Origin of the sequence: Pseudomonas sp. FSL R10-2189, assembly GCF_009600325.1 — a bacterium.
GTDB lineage: Bacteria > Pseudomonadota > Gammaproteobacteria > Pseudomonadales > Pseudomonadaceae > Aquipseudomonas > Aquipseudomonas helleri.
Genome location: NZ_WIVZ01000009.1, coordinates 40733 through 58103 on the forward strand (window position 1 = coordinate 40733; position 17371 = coordinate 58103).

General features: G+C 57.4%; 16 protein-coding genes. 7 read left to right on the top strand and 9 right to left on the bottom strand.

The window, feature by feature from the left end:
- Nucleotides 1–1293 (bottom strand): putative porin, encoded by a 1293-nt coding sequence (locus GHO32_RS09450; protein WP_048371551.1) that lies wholly within the window; start codon nucleotides 1291–1293, stop codon nucleotides 1–3.
- Nucleotides 1294–1616: 323 nt separating this feature from the next.
- On the opposite strand from GHO32_RS09450, the gene GHO32_RS09455 reads away from it, so the two are divergent.
- Nucleotides 1617–2741 carry a GNAT family N-acetyltransferase gene (locus tag GHO32_RS09455; RefSeq protein ID WP_153335086.1) on the top strand — a complete coding sequence of 375 codons (1125 nt, stop codon included), beginning with the start codon at nucleotides 1617–1619 and terminating at the stop codon, nucleotides 2739–2741.
- An 18-nt stretch (nucleotides 2742–2759) separates the two neighbouring features.
- On the opposite strand, the gene aqpZ is transcribed toward GHO32_RS09455, so the two are convergent.
- The 4 genes from aqpZ to GHO32_RS09475 all read right to left on the bottom strand — a co-directional run bounded on the left by aqpZ (nucleotide 2760) and on the right by GHO32_RS09475 (nucleotide 7318).
- Nucleotides 2760–3503 (bottom strand): aquaporin Z, encoded by a 744-nt coding sequence (gene aqpZ / locus GHO32_RS09460; RefSeq protein WP_153335085.1) that lies wholly within the window; start codon nucleotides 3501–3503, stop codon nucleotides 2760–2762.
- 201 nt (nucleotides 3504–3704) lie between these two features.
- Entirely contained in the window at nucleotides 3705–5537 is a 1833-nt protein-coding gene (locus tag GHO32_RS09465; RefSeq protein WP_153335084.1) for an ABC transporter ATP-binding protein, read from the bottom strand.
- A gap of 90 nt (nucleotides 5538–5627) precedes the next feature.
- Nucleotides 5628–6224, bottom strand: coding sequence for a peptidylprolyl isomerase (locus GHO32_RS09470; RefSeq protein ID WP_153335083.1), 597 nt, complete (start codon nucleotides 6222–6224; stop codon nucleotides 5628–5630).
- A 170-nt stretch (nucleotides 6225–6394) separates the two neighbouring features.
- Nucleotides 6395–7318 carry a LysR family transcriptional regulator gene (locus GHO32_RS09475; protein ID WP_048371541.1) on the bottom strand — a complete coding sequence of 308 codons (924 nt, stop codon included), beginning with the start codon at nucleotides 7316–7318 and terminating at the stop codon, nucleotides 6395–6397.
- A gap of 175 nt (nucleotides 7319–7493) precedes the next feature.
- Here GHO32_RS09475 and GHO32_RS09480 point away from each other — a divergent pair, with 175 nt between their 5' ends.
- From GHO32_RS09480 to GHO32_RS09490, 3 genes are all read left to right on the top strand, one after another.
- The gene (locus GHO32_RS09480) at nucleotides 7494–8093 is read left to right on the top strand and encodes an FMN-dependent NADH-azoreductase (RefSeq protein WP_153335082.1); all 600 of its coding nucleotides are present in this window, start codon (nucleotides 7494–7496) and stop codon (nucleotides 8091–8093) included.
- A 229-nt stretch (nucleotides 8094–8322) separates the two neighbouring features.
- Entirely contained in the window at nucleotides 8323–9183 is an 861-nt protein-coding gene (locus tag GHO32_RS09485) for a carboxylate/amino acid/amine transporter (RefSeq protein ID WP_153335081.1), read from the top strand.
- A 90-nt stretch (nucleotides 9184–9273) separates the two neighbouring features.
- A complete protein-coding gene (locus GHO32_RS09490) occupies nucleotides 9274–9837 on the top strand; it encodes an alpha/beta hydrolase (protein WP_153335080.1) in 564 nt (187 codons plus the stop codon).
- A 50-nt stretch (nucleotides 9838–9887) separates the two neighbouring features.
- Here the strand turns inward: GHO32_RS09490 and GHO32_RS09495 are convergent, their stop codons facing one another.
- Nucleotides 9888–11171 (bottom strand): mechanosensitive ion channel family protein, encoded by a 1284-nt coding sequence (locus GHO32_RS09495; RefSeq protein ID WP_153335079.1) that lies wholly within the window; start codon nucleotides 11169–11171, stop codon nucleotides 9888–9890.
- 191 nt (nucleotides 11172–11362) lie between these two features.
- Between GHO32_RS09495 and GHO32_RS09500 the strand changes: the two genes are divergently transcribed.
- Nucleotides 11363–12709, top strand: coding sequence for a DEAD/DEAH box helicase (locus GHO32_RS09500; protein WP_048371531.1), 1347 nt, complete (start codon nucleotides 11363–11365; stop codon nucleotides 12707–12709).
- Nucleotides 12710–12968: 259 nt separating this feature from the next.
- On the opposite strand, the gene GHO32_RS09505 is transcribed toward GHO32_RS09500, so the two are convergent.
- Entirely contained in the window at nucleotides 12969–13691 is a 723-nt protein-coding gene (locus GHO32_RS09505; RefSeq protein ID WP_048371529.1) for a TorF family putative porin, read from the bottom strand.
- Nucleotides 13692–13873: 182 nt separating this feature from the next.
- On the bottom strand, nucleotides 13874–14053 hold the full coding sequence (locus GHO32_RS09510) for a hypothetical protein (protein WP_048371526.1): 180 nt from the start codon (nucleotides 14051–14053) through the stop codon (nucleotides 13874–13876).
- A gap of 347 nt (nucleotides 14054–14400) precedes the next feature.
- Between GHO32_RS09510 and GHO32_RS09515 the strand changes: the two genes are divergently transcribed.
- Nucleotides 14401–15237: a S1 RNA-binding domain-containing protein gene (locus GHO32_RS09515; protein WP_048371524.1), complete on the top strand. Its 837-nt coding sequence runs from the start codon at nucleotides 14401–14403 to the stop codon at nucleotides 15235–15237.
- A gap of 39 nt (nucleotides 15238–15276) precedes the next feature.
- Nucleotides 15277–16206 carry a DMT family transporter gene (locus GHO32_RS09520; protein ID WP_153335078.1) on the top strand — a complete coding sequence of 310 codons (930 nt, stop codon included), beginning with the start codon at nucleotides 15277–15279 and terminating at the stop codon, nucleotides 16204–16206.
- On the opposite strand, the gene GHO32_RS09525 is transcribed toward GHO32_RS09520, so the two are convergent.
- A complete protein-coding gene (locus GHO32_RS09525) occupies nucleotides 16154–17335 on the bottom strand; it encodes an MFS transporter (RefSeq protein WP_153338215.1) in 1182 nt (393 codons plus the stop codon). The two genes, GHO32_RS09520 and GHO32_RS09525, sit on opposite strands and share 53 nt — an antisense overlap.
- Nucleotides 17336–17371: the final 36 nt, after the last annotated feature.

Sequence of the window (17371 nt, forward strand, 5' to 3'; positions counted from 1 at the left end):
TTAGAACTTGGCTTCTACGTCCAGTTGCAGCGTGTTGGTGCTGGCATCTTTCTGGGTGGAGGTTGCGTAGTCAGCCTTGGTCAGGAAGTACGTCACGCCGACACCAAAGTTCTTGTCGATTTCGTAACCCACTTTGAACTTGTGACCGCGAGAACCGGTGGTGCCGTTGGCGAAGTCAGAGTCAGTGAAGGCGCCGACCACAGCGTTACGCTGAACGTCGCGGTAGTTGTAGTCCAGGCTGAAGGCGTTGAGCTTGCTCTTGAAACCCACCAACCAGGCGTCGTCCTGATCGCTGTCGGTCTCGGAGTTGTGCACGTATTGGCCGTACAGCGACAGCGGAACCGGCAGGTTGGCGATGTCGACCTGACCGAAACCTTCCCACAGGCGGAACTCGCTGGTGCTGTTGCCGTTAACGGCCAGGGCGCACGGCGTGGTCTTGGTGCCGGTGGTTGGGCAGCGGCTGTCTTCGTCGTTGTGGAAGCCGTAAACGCTACCACCCAGGGTCACTTTCAGGCTGTCGGTCGGTGCGAAACGTGCACCCAGCTGGCCGGCATACATGCTCAAGTCATTTTTGAACTGCACGCCATCGCCGTTCACGTTGTCTTTGAGGGTGTAGTAGCCGGTGCTGCCGAACACTTCGACGCCGCTGCTGCCCAGGTTGGTTTTGTAGGAGGCAGACACACCTTCAGGGTTGATGTCGCTATCCCAGATCACGTCGCCCATGCTGACCCACTGTTGTGGCATCTTGCCGCCCACCAGGTGCAGGTTTTTGATCGCTGTCGGGTGATAGTCAACGTAAGCCATGTCCAGCCACAGCTGCTTCTTGTCGAAGTAGTTGTCCAGGTCCTGGTTGGTGGAGCGTGCGTCGTCGCTGCCGCCGGTGGCGATACGGATGCCGGTGTTCACTTGCGGGTTGATTTCGGTGTAAGCACCCAGGCGAGCACGAATACGTTGGCGGTCACGGTTTTTGCCATCGGATTCGCCATCAATTTTGACGGTTTCCTGACGGACCCGAACATCGCCCTTGAATTCGGTTTTGGCAGCCCAGGCCACTTTTTGTTCGAAAGCGCTGAGGTCAGATTTTTTAACCTGATCCGCAGCGGCTTCTTGTTGAGCTTGTTTCTCGCTGGTCAACTCGGTTTGCAGTTCGGCGTACTGCGCCGCAGAAATAGAGCCGTTTGCCTTGAGCATTTCCAGTAGTTTTGCATCAACGCCAGCGCTTGCTGGAACACTCATGCCTAATACCAGCCCGCCACACAGTCCCGCCGCAATCCGTGTAGAAACAAGACGCATATGAATCTCCCAGTAGTGAGATGGACGTTGCCACCCCAAAAACACTCGGCCCTTATGGGCTCGCTAATTTGATGTTTACGTGGGTTGATAAGCGCTCACTCATAACCCCGACTTCTAAGAAGCGGCGCCAGTATCACGATTGGATATGACAGAAAAGTGGCACAGTGATAGCAACTCTGTGACAACGCACTCTCGAGCTGAATCGACTCATCTACAGGCGTGGGTTTCTAAGGGATCCAGCCATTGTGTTGAAATGTAAAAGGCGCAGTGTCATAAGCGGGTGCTAACATCGCCGTTCTAACGCAACAGGTCAGGGCCTTTGAATGCCGTTACAACGTCTGGACAGCCTGTCCGCCATCTCGGCCGAGCAATGGGATGCGCTGGTGCCGGTGGCGCAACCGTTCCTTCGCCATGGGTTTCTCAGTGCACTGGAGGACAGCGGCAGTCTGGGTGCGCATTCCGGCTGGCAGTCTGAACACCTGCTGCACGTTGAAAACGATCGCGTGCTGGCAGCATTGCCCAGCTATCGAAAATGGCATTCCTACGGCGAGTACGTGTTCGATCACGAATGGGCGAACGCCTGTGAGCGGGCCGGGATCGAGTACTACCCCAAACTGCTGACCGCAGTGCCTTTCAGCCCGGTGAGCGGCCCGCGATTGCTGGCCGCACGGCCTGAAGACGGTTTCGAATTATTGGCCGCATTGCCCGGTTATCTGGAGATCGAAGGGCTGTCCAGCGCGCACATCAACTTCACCGATGCGCTGGCGGATACCGCGTTGGCGCAACAGCCTGGCTGGTTGCAACGGTTGGGCTGTCAGTTCCATTGGCAAAACCGCGAGTACCGCGATTTTCAGGATTTTCTCGACGTTCTGAGTTCGCGCAAGCGCAAGCAAATGCGCAAAGAGCGCGAGCAAGTGGCGGGGCAGGGGTTCGAGTTTGAATGGCTGGAGGGCCAGCAAGTGACTGAGGTGCAGTGGGATTTTGTCTACGCCTGCTACGCCAACACCTACGCGGTGCGACGCCAGACGCCGTACCTGACCCGTGACTTTTTCAGCTTGCTGGCCGAGCGCATGCCCGAAGCGATTCGCGTGGTGCTGGCCAAACAAGGCTCAACCCCGGTGGCCATGGCTTTTAGCCTGATCGGGGGCGGCAGCTTGTATGGTCGTTACTGGGGTTGTTTGGCCGAGTTTGACCGTTTGCATTTCGAAACCTGTTTTTACCAGGGCATGGATTACGCCATCGCTCACGGCATCCAGCGGTTTGATGCCGGCGCTCAGGGCGAGCACAAACTGATACGCGGCTTTGAACCGGTGATTACGCACTCTTGGCATTACCTGCGCCATCAGGGCTTGAAAGCTGCCGTCAGTGATTTTCTGGCGCGTGAGCGAGAGGGCGTGCTGGCCTATGCCGAAGAGGCGAGAACGGCGCTGCCATACCGGCAGGCCTGATTCTCGCCGGTTTTGCGGTTAAACGTGTTCGCTGGCCAGCGGTTGCTGGCTCGTCTGCAATGTCACGTCAACAGACCCCAGCCAGCGATAAGTCAGGGCACCGATGGCCGCCCCGACCAATGGCGCCAGCCAGAACATCCACAACTGCTCAAGTGCCCAGCCGCCCACTATCAACGCCGGGCCGGTGCTGCGCGCGGGGTTGACCGAGGTATTGGTCACCGGGATGGAAATCAGGTGAATCAGGGTCAAGGCCAAGCCAATGGCAATCGGTGCCAGGCCGGGCGGCACCCGTTTGTCAGTGGCGCCCATGATGATCAGGATAAACATCGCACTCATGACCACTTCGCACACCAGCCCCGAGACCATTGAGTAACCACCGGGCGAGTGCTCGCCATAACCGTTGGCGGCAAGGCCACTGGCTGCCAGATCAAAGCCGGGCTTGCCGCTGGCAATGAAGTACAACAGGGCTGCCGCAATCATCCCGCCCAGTACTTGGGCAATGATGTAGGCGGGCAACTCTTTGGCAGGAAAACGGCCACCCACCCACAACCCAAATGACACTGCCGGGTTGAGGTGGCAGCCCGAGATGTGCCCGATGGCGAACGCCATGGTCAGCACGGTCAAGCCAAAGGCCAGGGCAACACCGAGCAGGCCGATCCCCACATTGGGAAAAGCGGCTGCCAGCACCGCGCTGCCACAACCGCCAAGTACCAGCCAGAAAGTACCCACCAACTCCGTTGCCGAACGTTTGAGCAAGTTCATTTAAGGATCCAGGATAGATAACTCTATCGATCAAAAAACACGATTGTGCATCCTGCAATTGACGACAAGATTCATCTGAATCTTTACGTCATTACAGCAGGCGACCGGGGATTTTCCAGACCTCAAAAAAAACGCCAGAGCCCTTTAACGACGGGCTCTGGCGATGTGTTGCGCGGGCTTTACAGGTTGTGTTTTTTTGGATCAGTCGAGGCCGACAAATCCACCCGTTTGGTGTTGCCACAGACGGGCATACAAACCGCCATGTGCGAGCAGTTCGGCGTGGGTGCCGGATTCGGCAATCTGACCTTTTTCGAGGACGACCAAACGGTCCATACGTGCGATGGTCGAAAGCCGGTGAGCGATGGCAATCACGGTTTTACCTTGCATCAAGGTTTCGAGACTTTCCTGGATCGCGGCTTCGACTTCGGAGTCCAGCGCCGAGGTCGCTTCGTCCATGATCAGGATCGGCGCATTCTTCAGCAACACCCGTGCTATAGCGATCCGCTGGCGCTGACCACCCGACAATTTGACCCCGCGCTCGCCCACATGGGCGTCAAAACCGGTACGCCCCTGAGCATCGGAAAGGGCAGGAATAAACTCATCGGCACGGGCTTTTCGCACGGCTGCCCAGAGTTCATCGTCGGTGGCGTCCGGCTTGCCATACAGCAAGTTGTCGCGGATCGAACGGTGCAGCAAAGACGTGTCCTGAGTGATCATTCCGATCTGTTCGCGCAGGCTTTCTTGCGTCACTTCGGCGATATTCTGACCGTCTATCAGAATCTTCCCGCCTTGCAGGTCATACAGGCGCAACAGCAGGTTTACCAGCGTCGATTTGCCCGCCCCGGACGGTCCGATCAAGCCGATTTTTTCGCCGGGTTTGATCACCAGGTTCAGGTCGCTGATGATCCCGCTCTGTTTGCCGTAGTGAAAGTCCACGTGTTCAAAGCGCACTTCACCGCGATCGACCTTCAGGCGTGGTGCGTTGTCCTTGTCCTTGACCGTAACGGGTTGCGCAATGGTTTGCAGACCGTCCTGGACCATGCCGATGTTTTCAAAAATGCCGTTGACCACCCACATGATCCAGCCAGACATGTTGACGATGCGAATCACCAGGCCAGTGGCCAGGGCAATGGCGCCTACGCTGATCAGTGACTGGCTCCACAACCACAGCGCAAGGCCGCTGGTGCTGACAATCAGCAGCCCGTTCATGGAGGTGATGGCCACGTCCATGCTGGTCACGACGCGGCTGGCCAGTTGGGTTTTTTCGGTTTGTTCGATGATCGCTTCGCGGGCGTATTGCTGCTCGTAATTGGTGTGGGCAAACAGCTTGAGGGTGGTGATGTTGGTGTAGCCGTCAACGATCCGGCCCATCAATTTAGAGCGCGCATCCGAAGACACCACCGAGCGTTCCTTGACCCGTGGCACGAAGTAATACAACGCGCCGATGTAGAGCACGATCCAGGTCAGCAGCGGAATCATCAGCCGCCAGTCCGCTTCGGCAAACAGCACCAGCGAACTGATGGCGTAGATCAGCACGTGCCACAACGCATCGACGGCCTGCACGGCAGAGTCGCGCAGCGAGTTGCCGGTTTGCATGATGCGCTGGGCAATACGACCGGCGAAGTCGTTCTGGAAAAAGTTGAGGCTTTGCTTGAGCACATAGCTGTGGTTTTGCCAGCGGATCATGCTGGTCATGCTCGGGCTCAGAGTCTGGTGCACGAGCAGATCATGCAAGCCGAAAAACACCGGGCGAATGATCAGCGCCACCACTGCCATCCAGATCAGCTCACCGCTGTGAATGCTGAAAAACTCAGTGTTGGGCGTGCCCTGGGCCAGATCGATCAGGGTGCTCAAGTAACTGAACAGTGAAACTTCAATCAAGGCGGCGACCAGCCCGACTATCAGCAAGGCGGCAAACAGTGGCCAGACCTGGCGCAGGTAATAGATGTAAAACGCCCAAACAGTGTTGGGCGGTTCGGCGCTGGGGGCTTCGCGAAAAATATCGATCAGTTGTTCAAAACGACGATAAAGCATGGTCACTGACGCCCGCTGAGCGGGCTCTCCTTTAGTGGTATGACCGGCCTGGGCCGGTCAAGCTCCCCGCAGCATTCGAAGCGATTAGGCTTAGTCGATGCGTTTGGCAGACTTGATGTAGATAGGGTCAATCGGCACATCGCGCATGCCGGATTTGCTGGTGGTCTGGGTGTTAACGATGTTGTCCACCACATCCATGCCTTTTACGACTTTGGCAAACACGGCGTAACCGGCATCACGGCCCGGATCGAGCATCGCGTTGTCCACCACGTTGATAAAGAACTGGCTGGTCGCGGAGTCTGGGTTGGAAGTGCGTGCCATCGACAAGGTGCCGCGCACGTTATGCAGGCCGTTGCTGGCTTCGTTCTTGATCGGGTCGCGGGTTGTTTTCTGCACCATCTGCCCGGTAAAACCGCCGCCCTGAGCCATAAAGCCCGGGATCACGCGGTGGAAAATGGTGTTGTTGTAAAAGCCGCTATCGACATAGCTCAAAAAGTTTTTGCTGCTGATCGGTGCTTTTACCGGGTCCAGTTCGATTTCAATCGGGCCGAAGCTGGTGTCCAGCAGCACGTGAGGGGCTTTTTGGGCAGGTGGGGTTTGCGCTTTTTTGTTTGCCGCAGGCGTCGCAGCCATCAGGTTGGCGGCGAAGAGCAGGGCGCTGGCAGCAAAAACAATTTTTTTCAACATAAGTCAAAAGTCCTGAAAAGTGAAAGCAGCAGCGTCAGAGAACGCACGCGCTGTGTGTTGAATAGATGACGGGATGAGGTTGGCACTGATGAATGGCCAGCCGCGAAGCTTGGACAGGATATTCGGGATCTATGTTCCTGCCCACCGCTGTCATGGCTGCAATCTTTGTTTTATGCCTGTTCAGGGGCAGCAAAGGCTGCGTCCAGGGGGGCGGTATCAAAGGTGCGCAACAACTCCACCAGTATTTGTGTCGCCGGGCCCAGCGGTTTGTCTTTGTTGGCGTACAGGTAGAACACCGGGTGGCGGTCACCGCCTTGATCCAGTGGCAACGCTTTGAGCACGCCTTCTTTAAGCTCGCGCTCGATCATGTGCCGGGGTAGCCAGGCAAAGCCCAGGCCGCTGCCCACAAAGGCGGCGGCCGTGGCCAGGCTGCCGACCGTCCAGCGCTGCTCAGAGCCCAGCCAGCCCACGTCGCGGGGTTGCTGGCGGCCCGAGTCGCGAATCACCACTTGCAACTGGCTTTCAAGGTCCTGGAAGTGCAGTACCCGTTGCATACGATGCAGGGCGTGATCGGGATGGGCCACGGCAATGAATTCGACGGTGCTCAGTTCTGTGCCCAGGTAGCCCGGAATATTGAAACTGCTGATGGCCAGGTCGGCCACGCCTTCCAGCAAAACCTCTTCGACGCCCGACAGGACTTCTTCGCGCAGCCGCACACGACAGCCACGGCTCTGCGGCATAAAAGCGGTCAAGGCGCGCACCAGTCGTGCATTCGGGTAGGCGGCGTCAACCACCAGCCGCACTTCGGCTTCCCAGCCTTGTTCCATGTGGTGGGCGAGGTCTTCAAGCTGGCTGGCTTGTTTGACCAACTGGCGCGAGCGCCGTAGTAAAACGCCGCCGGCTTCGGTGAGCACGGCTTTGCGCCCGTCGATGCGCAAAAGCGGTACGCCGAGCTGGTCTTGCATGCGAGCGACGGTGTAACTGACAGACGACTGCGAGCGATGCAGCACCTCAGCAGCTTGCGCAAAGCCACCGTGGTCGACCACCGCTTGCAGCGTGCGCCATTGGTCAAGGGTCACGCGGGGCGCTTTCACGTTGTATTCCTTTGGTAACGAGTCGTTGTGTGGCCGCAGCCTGTTGTACAGGGTACTCATTAATAAACAAATTTATAGATAGGTTGTAGCAGATATTTACGCTTTTTCATCAATGAAATGCCCTCTAGGATTCACTCCATCGCCTTACAGCATTCACAGATGGAGCCTACCGCCCATGTCTAATGTTCTGATCATCGAAAGCAGCGCTCGCCAACAGGATTCATTTTCCCGCGAGCTGACACAGCAGTTCATCAGTCACTGGAAAACCCTGCATCCGGCTGATCGCCTGACTGTGCGCGATCTAGCTGTGAACCCGGTACCGCATCTGGACGCCGATTTGCTGGGCGGCTGGATGAAGCCCGAGGCGCAGCGTAATGCCGCAGAACAGGCTTCCTTGCAGCGCTCCAATGAGCTGACCGACGAGCTGCTGGCGGCTGACGTGCTGGTACTGGCGGCGCCGATGTACAACTTTGCGATCCCCAGCACCCTCAAAGCCTGGCTGGACCATGTGTTGCGCGCCGGCCTGACTTTCAAATACACCGACACCGGCCCCCAGGGTCTGCTCACCGGGAAAAAAGCATTCGTGCTCACCGCACGCGGCGGGATATATGCGGGTAGCACCGCAGACCACCAAGAACCGTACCTGCGCCAGGTACTGGCCTTTGTGGGCATCCATGACGTGACCTTTATCCATGCCGAAGGCATGAATCTGGGCGGCGACTTCCAGGAAAAAGGGTTGAACCAAGCCAAAGCCAGGCTTTCAGATGTGGCCTGAGCCGGGTTTGTTAATCAACAGATAATCGTTGCATGGCTTAATTCGCTTCACTGCTCCTTCAAGCAAGCGGTTCGCGCATCGAACCTCCCTTGGCACTTTCTTTGAGTGCTATCGCCCGATCAGCTCTAACGCTGGATCGGGTTTTTTTTGCCTGCGGTTTACGGGCCGATAGCGCAGCGTGCTGAAAAACCGCTAAGGTCGCGTCCACTCAATACCGGGCGAGAGATTTATGGGTTATTTGCTAGTTGTGACGCTGATTCAGGCGTTTTCCTTCAGCCTTATTGGCGAGTATCTGGCGGGGCACGTCGACAGTTACTTCGCCGTGCTGGTGCGTGTGGTGCTGGCCGGTCTGGTCTTTATCCCGCTGACACGCTGGCGCCAGGTCGAACCCGGCTTCATGCGCGGCATGCTGCTGATTGGCGCCCTGCAGTTTGGTATCACCTACGTCTGCCTGTACCTGAGCTTTCGTGTGCTCACGGTGCCCGAGGTGCTGCTGTTCACCATCCTTACGCCGCTGCACGTCACCCTGATTGAAGATGCGCTGAACCGGCGCTTCAATCCGTGGGCGCTGGTCGCCGCGCTAGTGGCCGTTGGCGGGGCTGCGGTGATTCGGTTCGACAGCATCAGCCCGGACTTCTTCAAAGGCTTCCTGCTGCTGCAACTGGCCAACTTTACGTATGCCGCCGGTCAGGTGCTGTTCCGACGACTGGTGGTGCGTTATCCGAGTGAGCTACCGGGCTACCGGCGTTTCGGGTTCTTTTATGTGGGTGCCTTGATTGTGGTGTTGCCGGCTTTCCTGCTGTTTGGCAAAGCGCACTTTTTGCCCGACGCACCGTTGCAGTGGGGCGTGTTGCTGTTTCTGGGCCTGGTGTCGACGGCGCTGGGCATGTACTGGTGGAACAAAGGCGCGTGCCTGGTCAGCGGCGGCACCCTGGCGGTGATGAACAACTTGCATGTACCGGTGGGTTTGCTGCTGAACCTGCTGATCTGGAACCAGCACGAACCGTTGGGCAGGTTAATGTTAGGCGGCACGGTGATTCTGCTGGCCGTGTGGATCAGCCGGCTAGACCGCAAGGCTATCAGGGGCTAAGGTCCTTAAGGCCCAAGGTCTGTTGACGTCTCGTCGCGACCGCAATGAAACGTCAACAGACCCTATCTAACGCCTTAAAGGGGAGTGGGAATGACAGTCAAAGTGTTGATCTTGCCGGGCCTGAATAATTCGGGGGAAGATCACTGGCAAACGCGCTGGGAGAAGAACTACAGCGGTCTGAAACGGGTCAAGCAAGACGATTGGAACACGCCGGTGTGCGCTGACTGGGTTCAGCGATTACACGACAAAGTCACTTCCAGCCAGCGACCGGTGGTGTTGGTGGGGCACAGTCTGGCGTGCAACCTGATTGCGGCGTGGTCGCAGCAGTACCCCGCTGATGCCAAAAACCGGGTTCGCGGCGCGCTGCTGGTAGCCCCCAGCGACACCGAAGCGCCGAGTTATCCGCAAGGCACGTCAGGGTTTTCACCCATGCACTTGGGGAAACTGCCCTTTGACTCGATAACCGTGGCCAGCACGGATGATCCCTATGTCAGCGTCGAGCGCGCGACAGCCTTCAGCGAGGCGTGGGGCAGTGAATTAGTGTGGTTGCAGCAAGCCAGGCACATCAATCATGAGAGTGGCCTGGGTGACTGGCCCGAAGGCATCAAGTTGTTATTCGAACTGAGCGGTGATCCGCAGTTCAAACACAGCTAACGCTGCCACGTCGCCGCAGCCATCACTGGCTGCGGCGACTTACCCGTGACTCAGTCTTCAGCTGCTACGTGCGGCGGGTTGATCTTGTTCATCAGCCCCTGACGCAAGTCATTGCCACTTGGCTGTTGATACACGCTCAAGCCAAACTCCGGCAGGACCGACAACAGATAATCGAAAATATCGCCCTGGATTTGCTCGTATTCGTCCCACACCGTGGTGCGGGTGAAGCAGTAGATTTCAAGTGGCACGCCCTGGGGCGTGGCTTGCATCTGGCGGACCATGCAGGTCATGTTGGGCTGGATCATCGCGTGGCTTCGCAGGTAGGCCAGTGCGTAGGCGCGGAAGGTGCCTATGTTGGTCATACGCCGACGGTTGGCTGACATCGCCGCCACATTGCCCTGGGCTTCGTTCCAGCTCTTGAGTTCGGCTTTTTTACGCGACAGATAGTCGCTCAGCAAACGCACTTGCTCCAGGCGCTGCTCCTGCTCGTCGGTCAGAAACCCGACGCCAGCGGCATCAATGAACAGGCTGCGCTTGATCCGTCGACCGCCGGATTGCTGCATGCCGCGCCAGTTTTTAAACGACTCGGACATCAGGCGCCAGGTCGGGATGGAGACGATGGTCTTGTCGAAGTTCTGCACTTTGACGGTGTGCAGCGTGATGTCCATGACATCGCCGTCGGCACCCACTTGGGGCATTTCGATCCAGTCGCCCACACGCAGCAGGTCGTTGCTGGTCAACTGAACGCTGGCGACAAAAGACAACAGGGTGTCTTTGTAGACCAACAAAATAACCGCAGACATGGCGCCCAGACCCGAGAGCAACAGCATCGGCGAGCGGTCGATCAGGGTGGCGACAATGATGATCGCGGAGAACACATACAGCAGCATCTTGCCCAGCTGGATATAGCCCTTGATGGGCCGGGTCTTGGCGTAGTTGGTGCGAGCGTAGATGTCGAGCAAGGCATCGAGCAGGGCGGTGATGACCCGCGTCAACACAAAAATGGTGATGGCCAGGGCCAGGTTGCCGAGGAATTGGCGACCGTTGTCGCTCAGGTCCGGGACCAAATTGCGGCCAAACTGGATCATCAGTGACGGCGTCATTTGTGCCACGCGATGGAACACTTTGTGTTCGCGCAAATCGCTGACCCAGTGCAGGGCTGGCTGGCGTGCGAGCATTTTGGTGACGCGCAAGATAATGATGCGGGCAATGTGACCGGCGAGCAGGGCGACGCTCACCAATACGATCAGTCCCAGAACGGACGACAGCCAAGGATAGTGATCCAGGTTGGCCCAAAGGCGTTCAAATTCGCTCCAGAGTGTTTGAGTATCCATAAGTTAAAGCGTTATCCCAAAAGAAATGGCCATGGGATTAGACCATCTCAAGACGATTTAGGGGCTGTCTTTGGACTAAAGACCCTAAAAAAGCATTTGTTTCGCGCCGTTGGTGCAAAGAAACTCGGCCTGAGCGCTCGAAACCGTTACTCTATGCCGCTGATTTTTCGCATTTCTTCGAGGTAGCACCCGTGTTTTCCGATTTCGCCCTGCACGAACGCCTGCTTAAAGCTGTGGCCGAGCTTAAATTTGTCGAGCCTACGCCTGTGCAAGCAGCGGCCATCCCGCTCGCGCTCGAGGGGCGTGACCTGCGGGTTACAGCTCAAACCGGGAGTGGCAAAACCGCCGCTTTCGTTCTGCCGATTCTCAATCGCCTGATTGGCCCAGCCAAAATCCGCGTCAGCATCAAAGCGTTGATTTTGCTGCCGACCCGCGAGCTGGCGCAGCAAACCTTGAAAGAAGTTGAACGCTTTTCGCAGTTCACGTTCATCAAGTCTGGCCTGATCACCGGTGGTGAAGACTTCAAGGTGCAGGCCGCCATGTTGCGCAAAGTGCCTGACATCCTGATCGGCACGCCAGGCCGTTTGCTGGAGCAACTGAACGCCGGCAACCTGCAACTCAACGAAGTTGAAGTGCTGGTACTCGACGAAGCTGACCGCATGCTCGACATGGGCTTCGCCGAAGACGTGCAGCGTCTGGTTGACGAATGCCCGAACCGTCAGCAAACCATGTTGTTCTCGGCCACCACCGGTGGTTCGGGCCTGCGTGACATGATCGGCAAAGTCTTGAACAACCCTGAGCACTTGCAGCTCAACCAGGTCAGCCAACTGAACGCTACCACGCGTCAGCAAGTGATCACCGCTGACCACAACCAGCACAAAGAACAAATCGTGAACTGGCTGCTGGCCAATGAGACTTATCAAAAAGCCATCGTCTTCACCAACACCCGCGCCATGGCCGACCGCATCTACGGCCGTCTGGTCGCTCAGGAGTACAAGGCGTTTGTCTTGCACGGTGAGAAAGACCAAAAAGACCGCAAGCTGGCCATTGATCGCCTGAAGCAGGGCGGCGTGAAAATTCTGGTCGCCACCGACGTGGCCGCCCGTGGTCTGGACGTTGAAGGTCTGGATCTGGTGATCAACTTCGACATGCCGCGCAGCGGCGACGAATACGTTCACCGCATTGGCCGAACTGGCCGTGCCGGCAACGACGGTCTGGCGATCTCGCTGATTTGCCACGGTGACTGGAACCTCATGTCCAGCATCGAGCGCTACTTGAAGCAAAGCTTCGAGCGCCGTGTGATCAAAGAAGTCAAAGGCACCTACAGCGGGCCGAAAAAGGTCAAGGCTTCGGGCAAAGCCGTTGGCGTGAAGAAGAAAAAGACTGACGGCAAAGGCGACAAGAAAAAGACCGGCGCCAAGGCCCCGACCAAACGCAAAATTGCCAACCGCCCAAAGACCGACGCCCTGTCGCTGGTCAGCAAGGACGGCATGGCACCGCTCAAGCGCCGCAAGCCAGAAGCCCCGGCTGCTGAGTAAGGTTTACGGATAAGGTTTGCCTCTCGGTCTTTTAAGAGCAAAAGATCGCGAGGCAAGCTCGCTCATAAGACCCTGTAGGAGCGAGCTTGCTCGCGATCTTTTGATCTTGATCTGGTTTTTGATCTTGATCTAAGCCGTAAGAGGCTCCGTTAAACCACGCAGGCCGATCGCAGCCTTCGTACCTCGTCAGCGACTACAGTGGTCTGTTTGATGCGCGACAGCGCGGCGTCGAAGACGGGACGGCTTTGTAATCCCTCTCTCAATAAAACGTACGTTCAGCCTTGAACGTCAGTAACCCATCGCATTGCGGGTTTTGCCCCGAGTACGCCGAGCAATCTCCGCCGTCGAGGCTGGAGTCGCTGTAGATCACGTTCAGGTTCACGCCCATCCAGGGCCGTGAGAAGGTGATCGACCAATCATTGAACGTACGCACGCTGCCGCCATCGGCGATGGATACCGGCGTGCCCAGTTGGTGGGTGGTGTATTTCAGGCTCACCCCGACGCCTAGCGTGCGATTGGCGCCCAGATCGGCAAACACGGTGCTGTCGCGTCGATCCGGGTCATTGCTGAACGCTGCGCCAAAGCGCGTGCCCAACACGGTCAGTCCCGCATAAAACTGCTGGCTGTCCATGGGGCTGACCTTGGGGTAGCTGTAATGAATCATCCCCAGTTCATAGCTCAGGGTCTGGTCAAACGGGTGTTTGTAACCGAGGTACGAATCGACTTCCAGATTGCTGCCGGGCTTGAGGCCCATGGTGGGCGCCCATTGGCCGACATACCAGCCGCTGTTGTGCGTGAGGTCCAGGCCGCCATGGAAAGTCGAACCCGGGCTGGTCGGCTTGACGAGGCCTTGGGCCATGCTGCGGCTGGGCTGGGTGCCCATTCTGAGGTCGAAATCGCCCAGCTCGCGTGAAAACACCTGTGCATTGACAGCTGCGCTGGACAGCAATGTGCCGGTGAGCAGTAACGCTCGTGTGAGCATAGGTCACTCCCTTGACAACTGGATGCAGTGATTGGCTCGAAGGCTTGGTTTAGACAGGTTCAAGCATACGGATGTATGCCGGCAGATGGGGGCCGTTCGTCGATTTCTTGAGGGGAGGGGGTTCAGGAGTCCCAGCGCTTTGGAAGGCAAAGCGCATCAGGACCACTATAAAGCGGGGGGTATTACTTTTTACCCAGCGAAATCTGTTTGGATGCGCCGAAAGTTTGGCCGCTGACGCCTTTGTCAATTTGCTGGATCTCGCCACCGGACTTCAAGAATGCGGCAATTTGCGCATTGATTGAATCACTGGTTTCAACAGCGGGAGCTGGCTTTACTTTGCTGGCGGATGCTTTTACACGCATGGCGGCTATTCACCTGTAGAAAATAACTTGGCCAGCGATAGTAACTGAAATGCTTGACAATTGCTTGTTAAATATCCTCCTGAAATATTATAAGCACCTTGGCATTGCACATAATCAACACTCTAAGCGCCCGCTAACTCGCTGTTTTAATTCATATCATCGGGTTGTTTTTGCGTTGCTCTGCAGGGGCTTGAGGGCGCGCCGGGCTGACGAGTGGTCCTTGGGTCGTGGCAAAAATCCTTGATAAATCAGGCCTTTTGTAAAAAATGTGAAAGCCTTGCTGCGCGGCTCCAATTTGCCGGGCCAAACTCGGGTAGAATGCTGCCCACGTAATGAGGGTATTGGACATGGCTTTAATCGGTCGCTACAACAGTTTGCAAGTGGTTAAACACACTAACTTTGGTTTGTATCTGGATGGCGGAGCCGACGGGGAAATCCTGTTGCCCAATCGCTATATTCCCAAAGATATTCCCAGTGAAGACGAAGACTGGCTTAACGTATTTGTTTATTTGGACAGCGCTGACAAGTTAATTGCCACCACTGAAAAACCAAAAGTTCAAGTCGGTGAGTTTGCCAGTCTTAAAGTCGTCGAAATTAATAGCATCGGTGTTTTCCTTGATTGGGGCCTGCCGAAAGATTTGCTATTGCCGTATTCCGAAGAAAAACGCCAGATGACCGCTGGCGAATATGTGGTTGTGCACGTTTACCTGGACAAGCACACACGCCGCATCACCGCCACAGCCCGCCTGGACCGCTACCTGGACAAAACCCCGGCCAACTACCAGGTGGGCCAGGAAGTTGATCTGCTGGTGGCTGAGGCCACGGACATGGGCTTTAAAGCCGTGATCAACAACAAGCACTGGGGCTTGATCCACAAGAACGAAGTGTTCAAGTTCCTGCGCGCGGGCAAGCAAGAAAAAGGCTATATCAAGGAAGTTCGTGCCGACGGCAAGATCAGCCTGAGTTTGCAGCCGGTCGGTCAGGAGGCCTCCAGCAGCCTGAACTCGAAGATCCTCAGCAAGTTGCGTGAAAACAATGGCGTACTGCCGGTCAGTGATAAAAGTGCACCTGAGCAGATCAGCAACCTGTTTGGCGTCAGCAAGGGCAACTTCAAGAAGGCCATTGGTGCGCTCTACAAGGAAGGCAAGATTGTGATCCACGCGGACCGCATCGAACTGGTTTAAACCAGCGGCCTGCGCTGTTTTTATCTTTTGGGTGTGGCTATGAGTGGTTCGCGGCGAGCAACGGATGCTTTTGCACTGCAAGTCATGCTGGGGCTTTGCCTGATCTGGGGTGTCCAGCAGGTACTGATCAAAGTGGCTGCACCTGATATTTCCCCGATCATGCAGGCCATGGCCCGCTCGGGCATCTCGGCGCTGCTGGTGGGGCTGGTGATTTGCTGGAAGGGTGGCTGGGACCAGGTGCCATCCACTTGGCGCGGCGGACTGCTCGCAGGCAGTTTGTTTGGCCTGGAGTTTTTCTTTATCGCGCAGGGGCTGCACCTGACCAGCGCGGCGCACATGTCGGTGTTCCTCTATACCGCGCCGATTTTTACCGCGCTGGGGGTGAACTGGTTGTTGCCCAGTGAGCGTCTGCGGCCGCTGCAGTGGTTGGGGATCTTCCTCGCGTTTCTGGGCATTGCATTCTCCTTTGCCGGCGGCATGTCGTTCGCAGATATGGACCCCGACGTTTTGCTTGGCGATGCCTACGGCGTGCTGGCGGGCATGGCCTGGGGCGTCACCACTGTGGTGGTGCGCGGCTCCAGGCTCTCTGAGGCGCCGGTCACGCTGACCCTGTTTTACCAGTTGATCGTGGGCTTTATCGGCCTGCTGGTGATTGCCCTTGCCACAGGGCAGATCACCCACTTCAGCTTTACCGGGCTGGCCATTGGCAGCGTCTTGTTTCAGGGCCTGGTGGTGTCTTTTTTCAGCTACCTGATGTGGTTTTGGCTGCTCAAGCGTTACCTGGCCTCCAATCTGGCCGTGTTTTCGTTTATGACGCCCTTGTTCGGGGTGACCTTTGGCGTGTTGATACTGGATGAGCCATTAAGCTTCAACTTCGCCGTGGGCGCGGTGCTGGTGCTGCTAGGTATCACTTTTGTCAGCGCGGAGCAGTGGGTGCGTCGCAAGGTGCGCGCACTGCTACAAAATTAACCAGTTGCAAGGCCAGTACCCCGGCCAGCACCAGGCCGCTGGCCGCGATGATCAGCGCCGGGTGCAGGCCGCCACTGAAATGGCTGCTGACGGCTGCCAGCAAAGGCCCGCCCAGTTGGCCGACGGCAAAGCAGGCGGTGAGCAAGGCGGCATTGCGCTGAGTGGCGTGGGGGGCGATGTCGCGCGAGCTTTGCATCACCAGCGGCATGCAGGCCAGGAACGGCGTGCCGCATAAAGCCACCCCCAGCGCCAGGCCCGCACTGCTGGGCAGCAAACATGCCAGCACGCCGGCCGCCTGCACCCACAGCGCGGCCATCAGCCACAGGCGAGTGGTGCGCGGCGAGGGCCGGTGAAAGCTGATCAGCACCACGCCAATGGCCGCGCACAGGCCGAAAGCTGGCCAGAACAAATCGGCTTGCCATTGACCGCGAAATTGCGCGCTGGCCATTTGCGACAAAAAGGTCGCCGGAATGATGTACCCCAAGCCATACAGCGCATAAATGGCTCCCAGACGGGTGATACCGGGGTGGCGTGGGCTTGTGGGCGCCGTCTGCATGTGCGGAGCAAGGCCGTTGGCGGGTGGCAGGATCGGCATGATCACCAGCAGCATGAGCAAGGCGGCCACCGCGTAGATCAGCCACAACATGGACGATTTTTGCCCCTGAACGTTGGCAAATAGCGCGAGCAATCCGGTCAGCACCACGCCAATGCCGGGCCCGGCGAACACCAGGGCGCCCAGGCGCGGGCGGTCAGCACTGACCGCGATTTGCTGGCTCAGCGCGGTGATCATCACCATCACCCAGGCGCTCGCCACCCCGGCACCAAAGCGCAGCAGCAAATGCGGCCAGAAGCCTTGTGCCCAGTACGAAATCAGCGTCAGCACCACGCACAGCCATAAGCCGGTGTGAAGTCGACCACGGACTTGCTCCGGGCGTCTGGCACGAATGGCATCCAGCGCCCCGATCAAATAGCCCAGATAGTTGGCGGCGGCAATCAGCCCGGCGCCGGTCAAGTCGATCTGACCTTCGCTGATCAAGTGTGGCAGTTGCGGGGTGAGTGAAAAACGGCCAATCCCCATGGCCATCATGAGGGCGATAAAGCTGGCGAGTAAGCGAGTCAGGGCTGACATGCTATTGATTTCCGGGCAGTGACAATGACCGTCAGG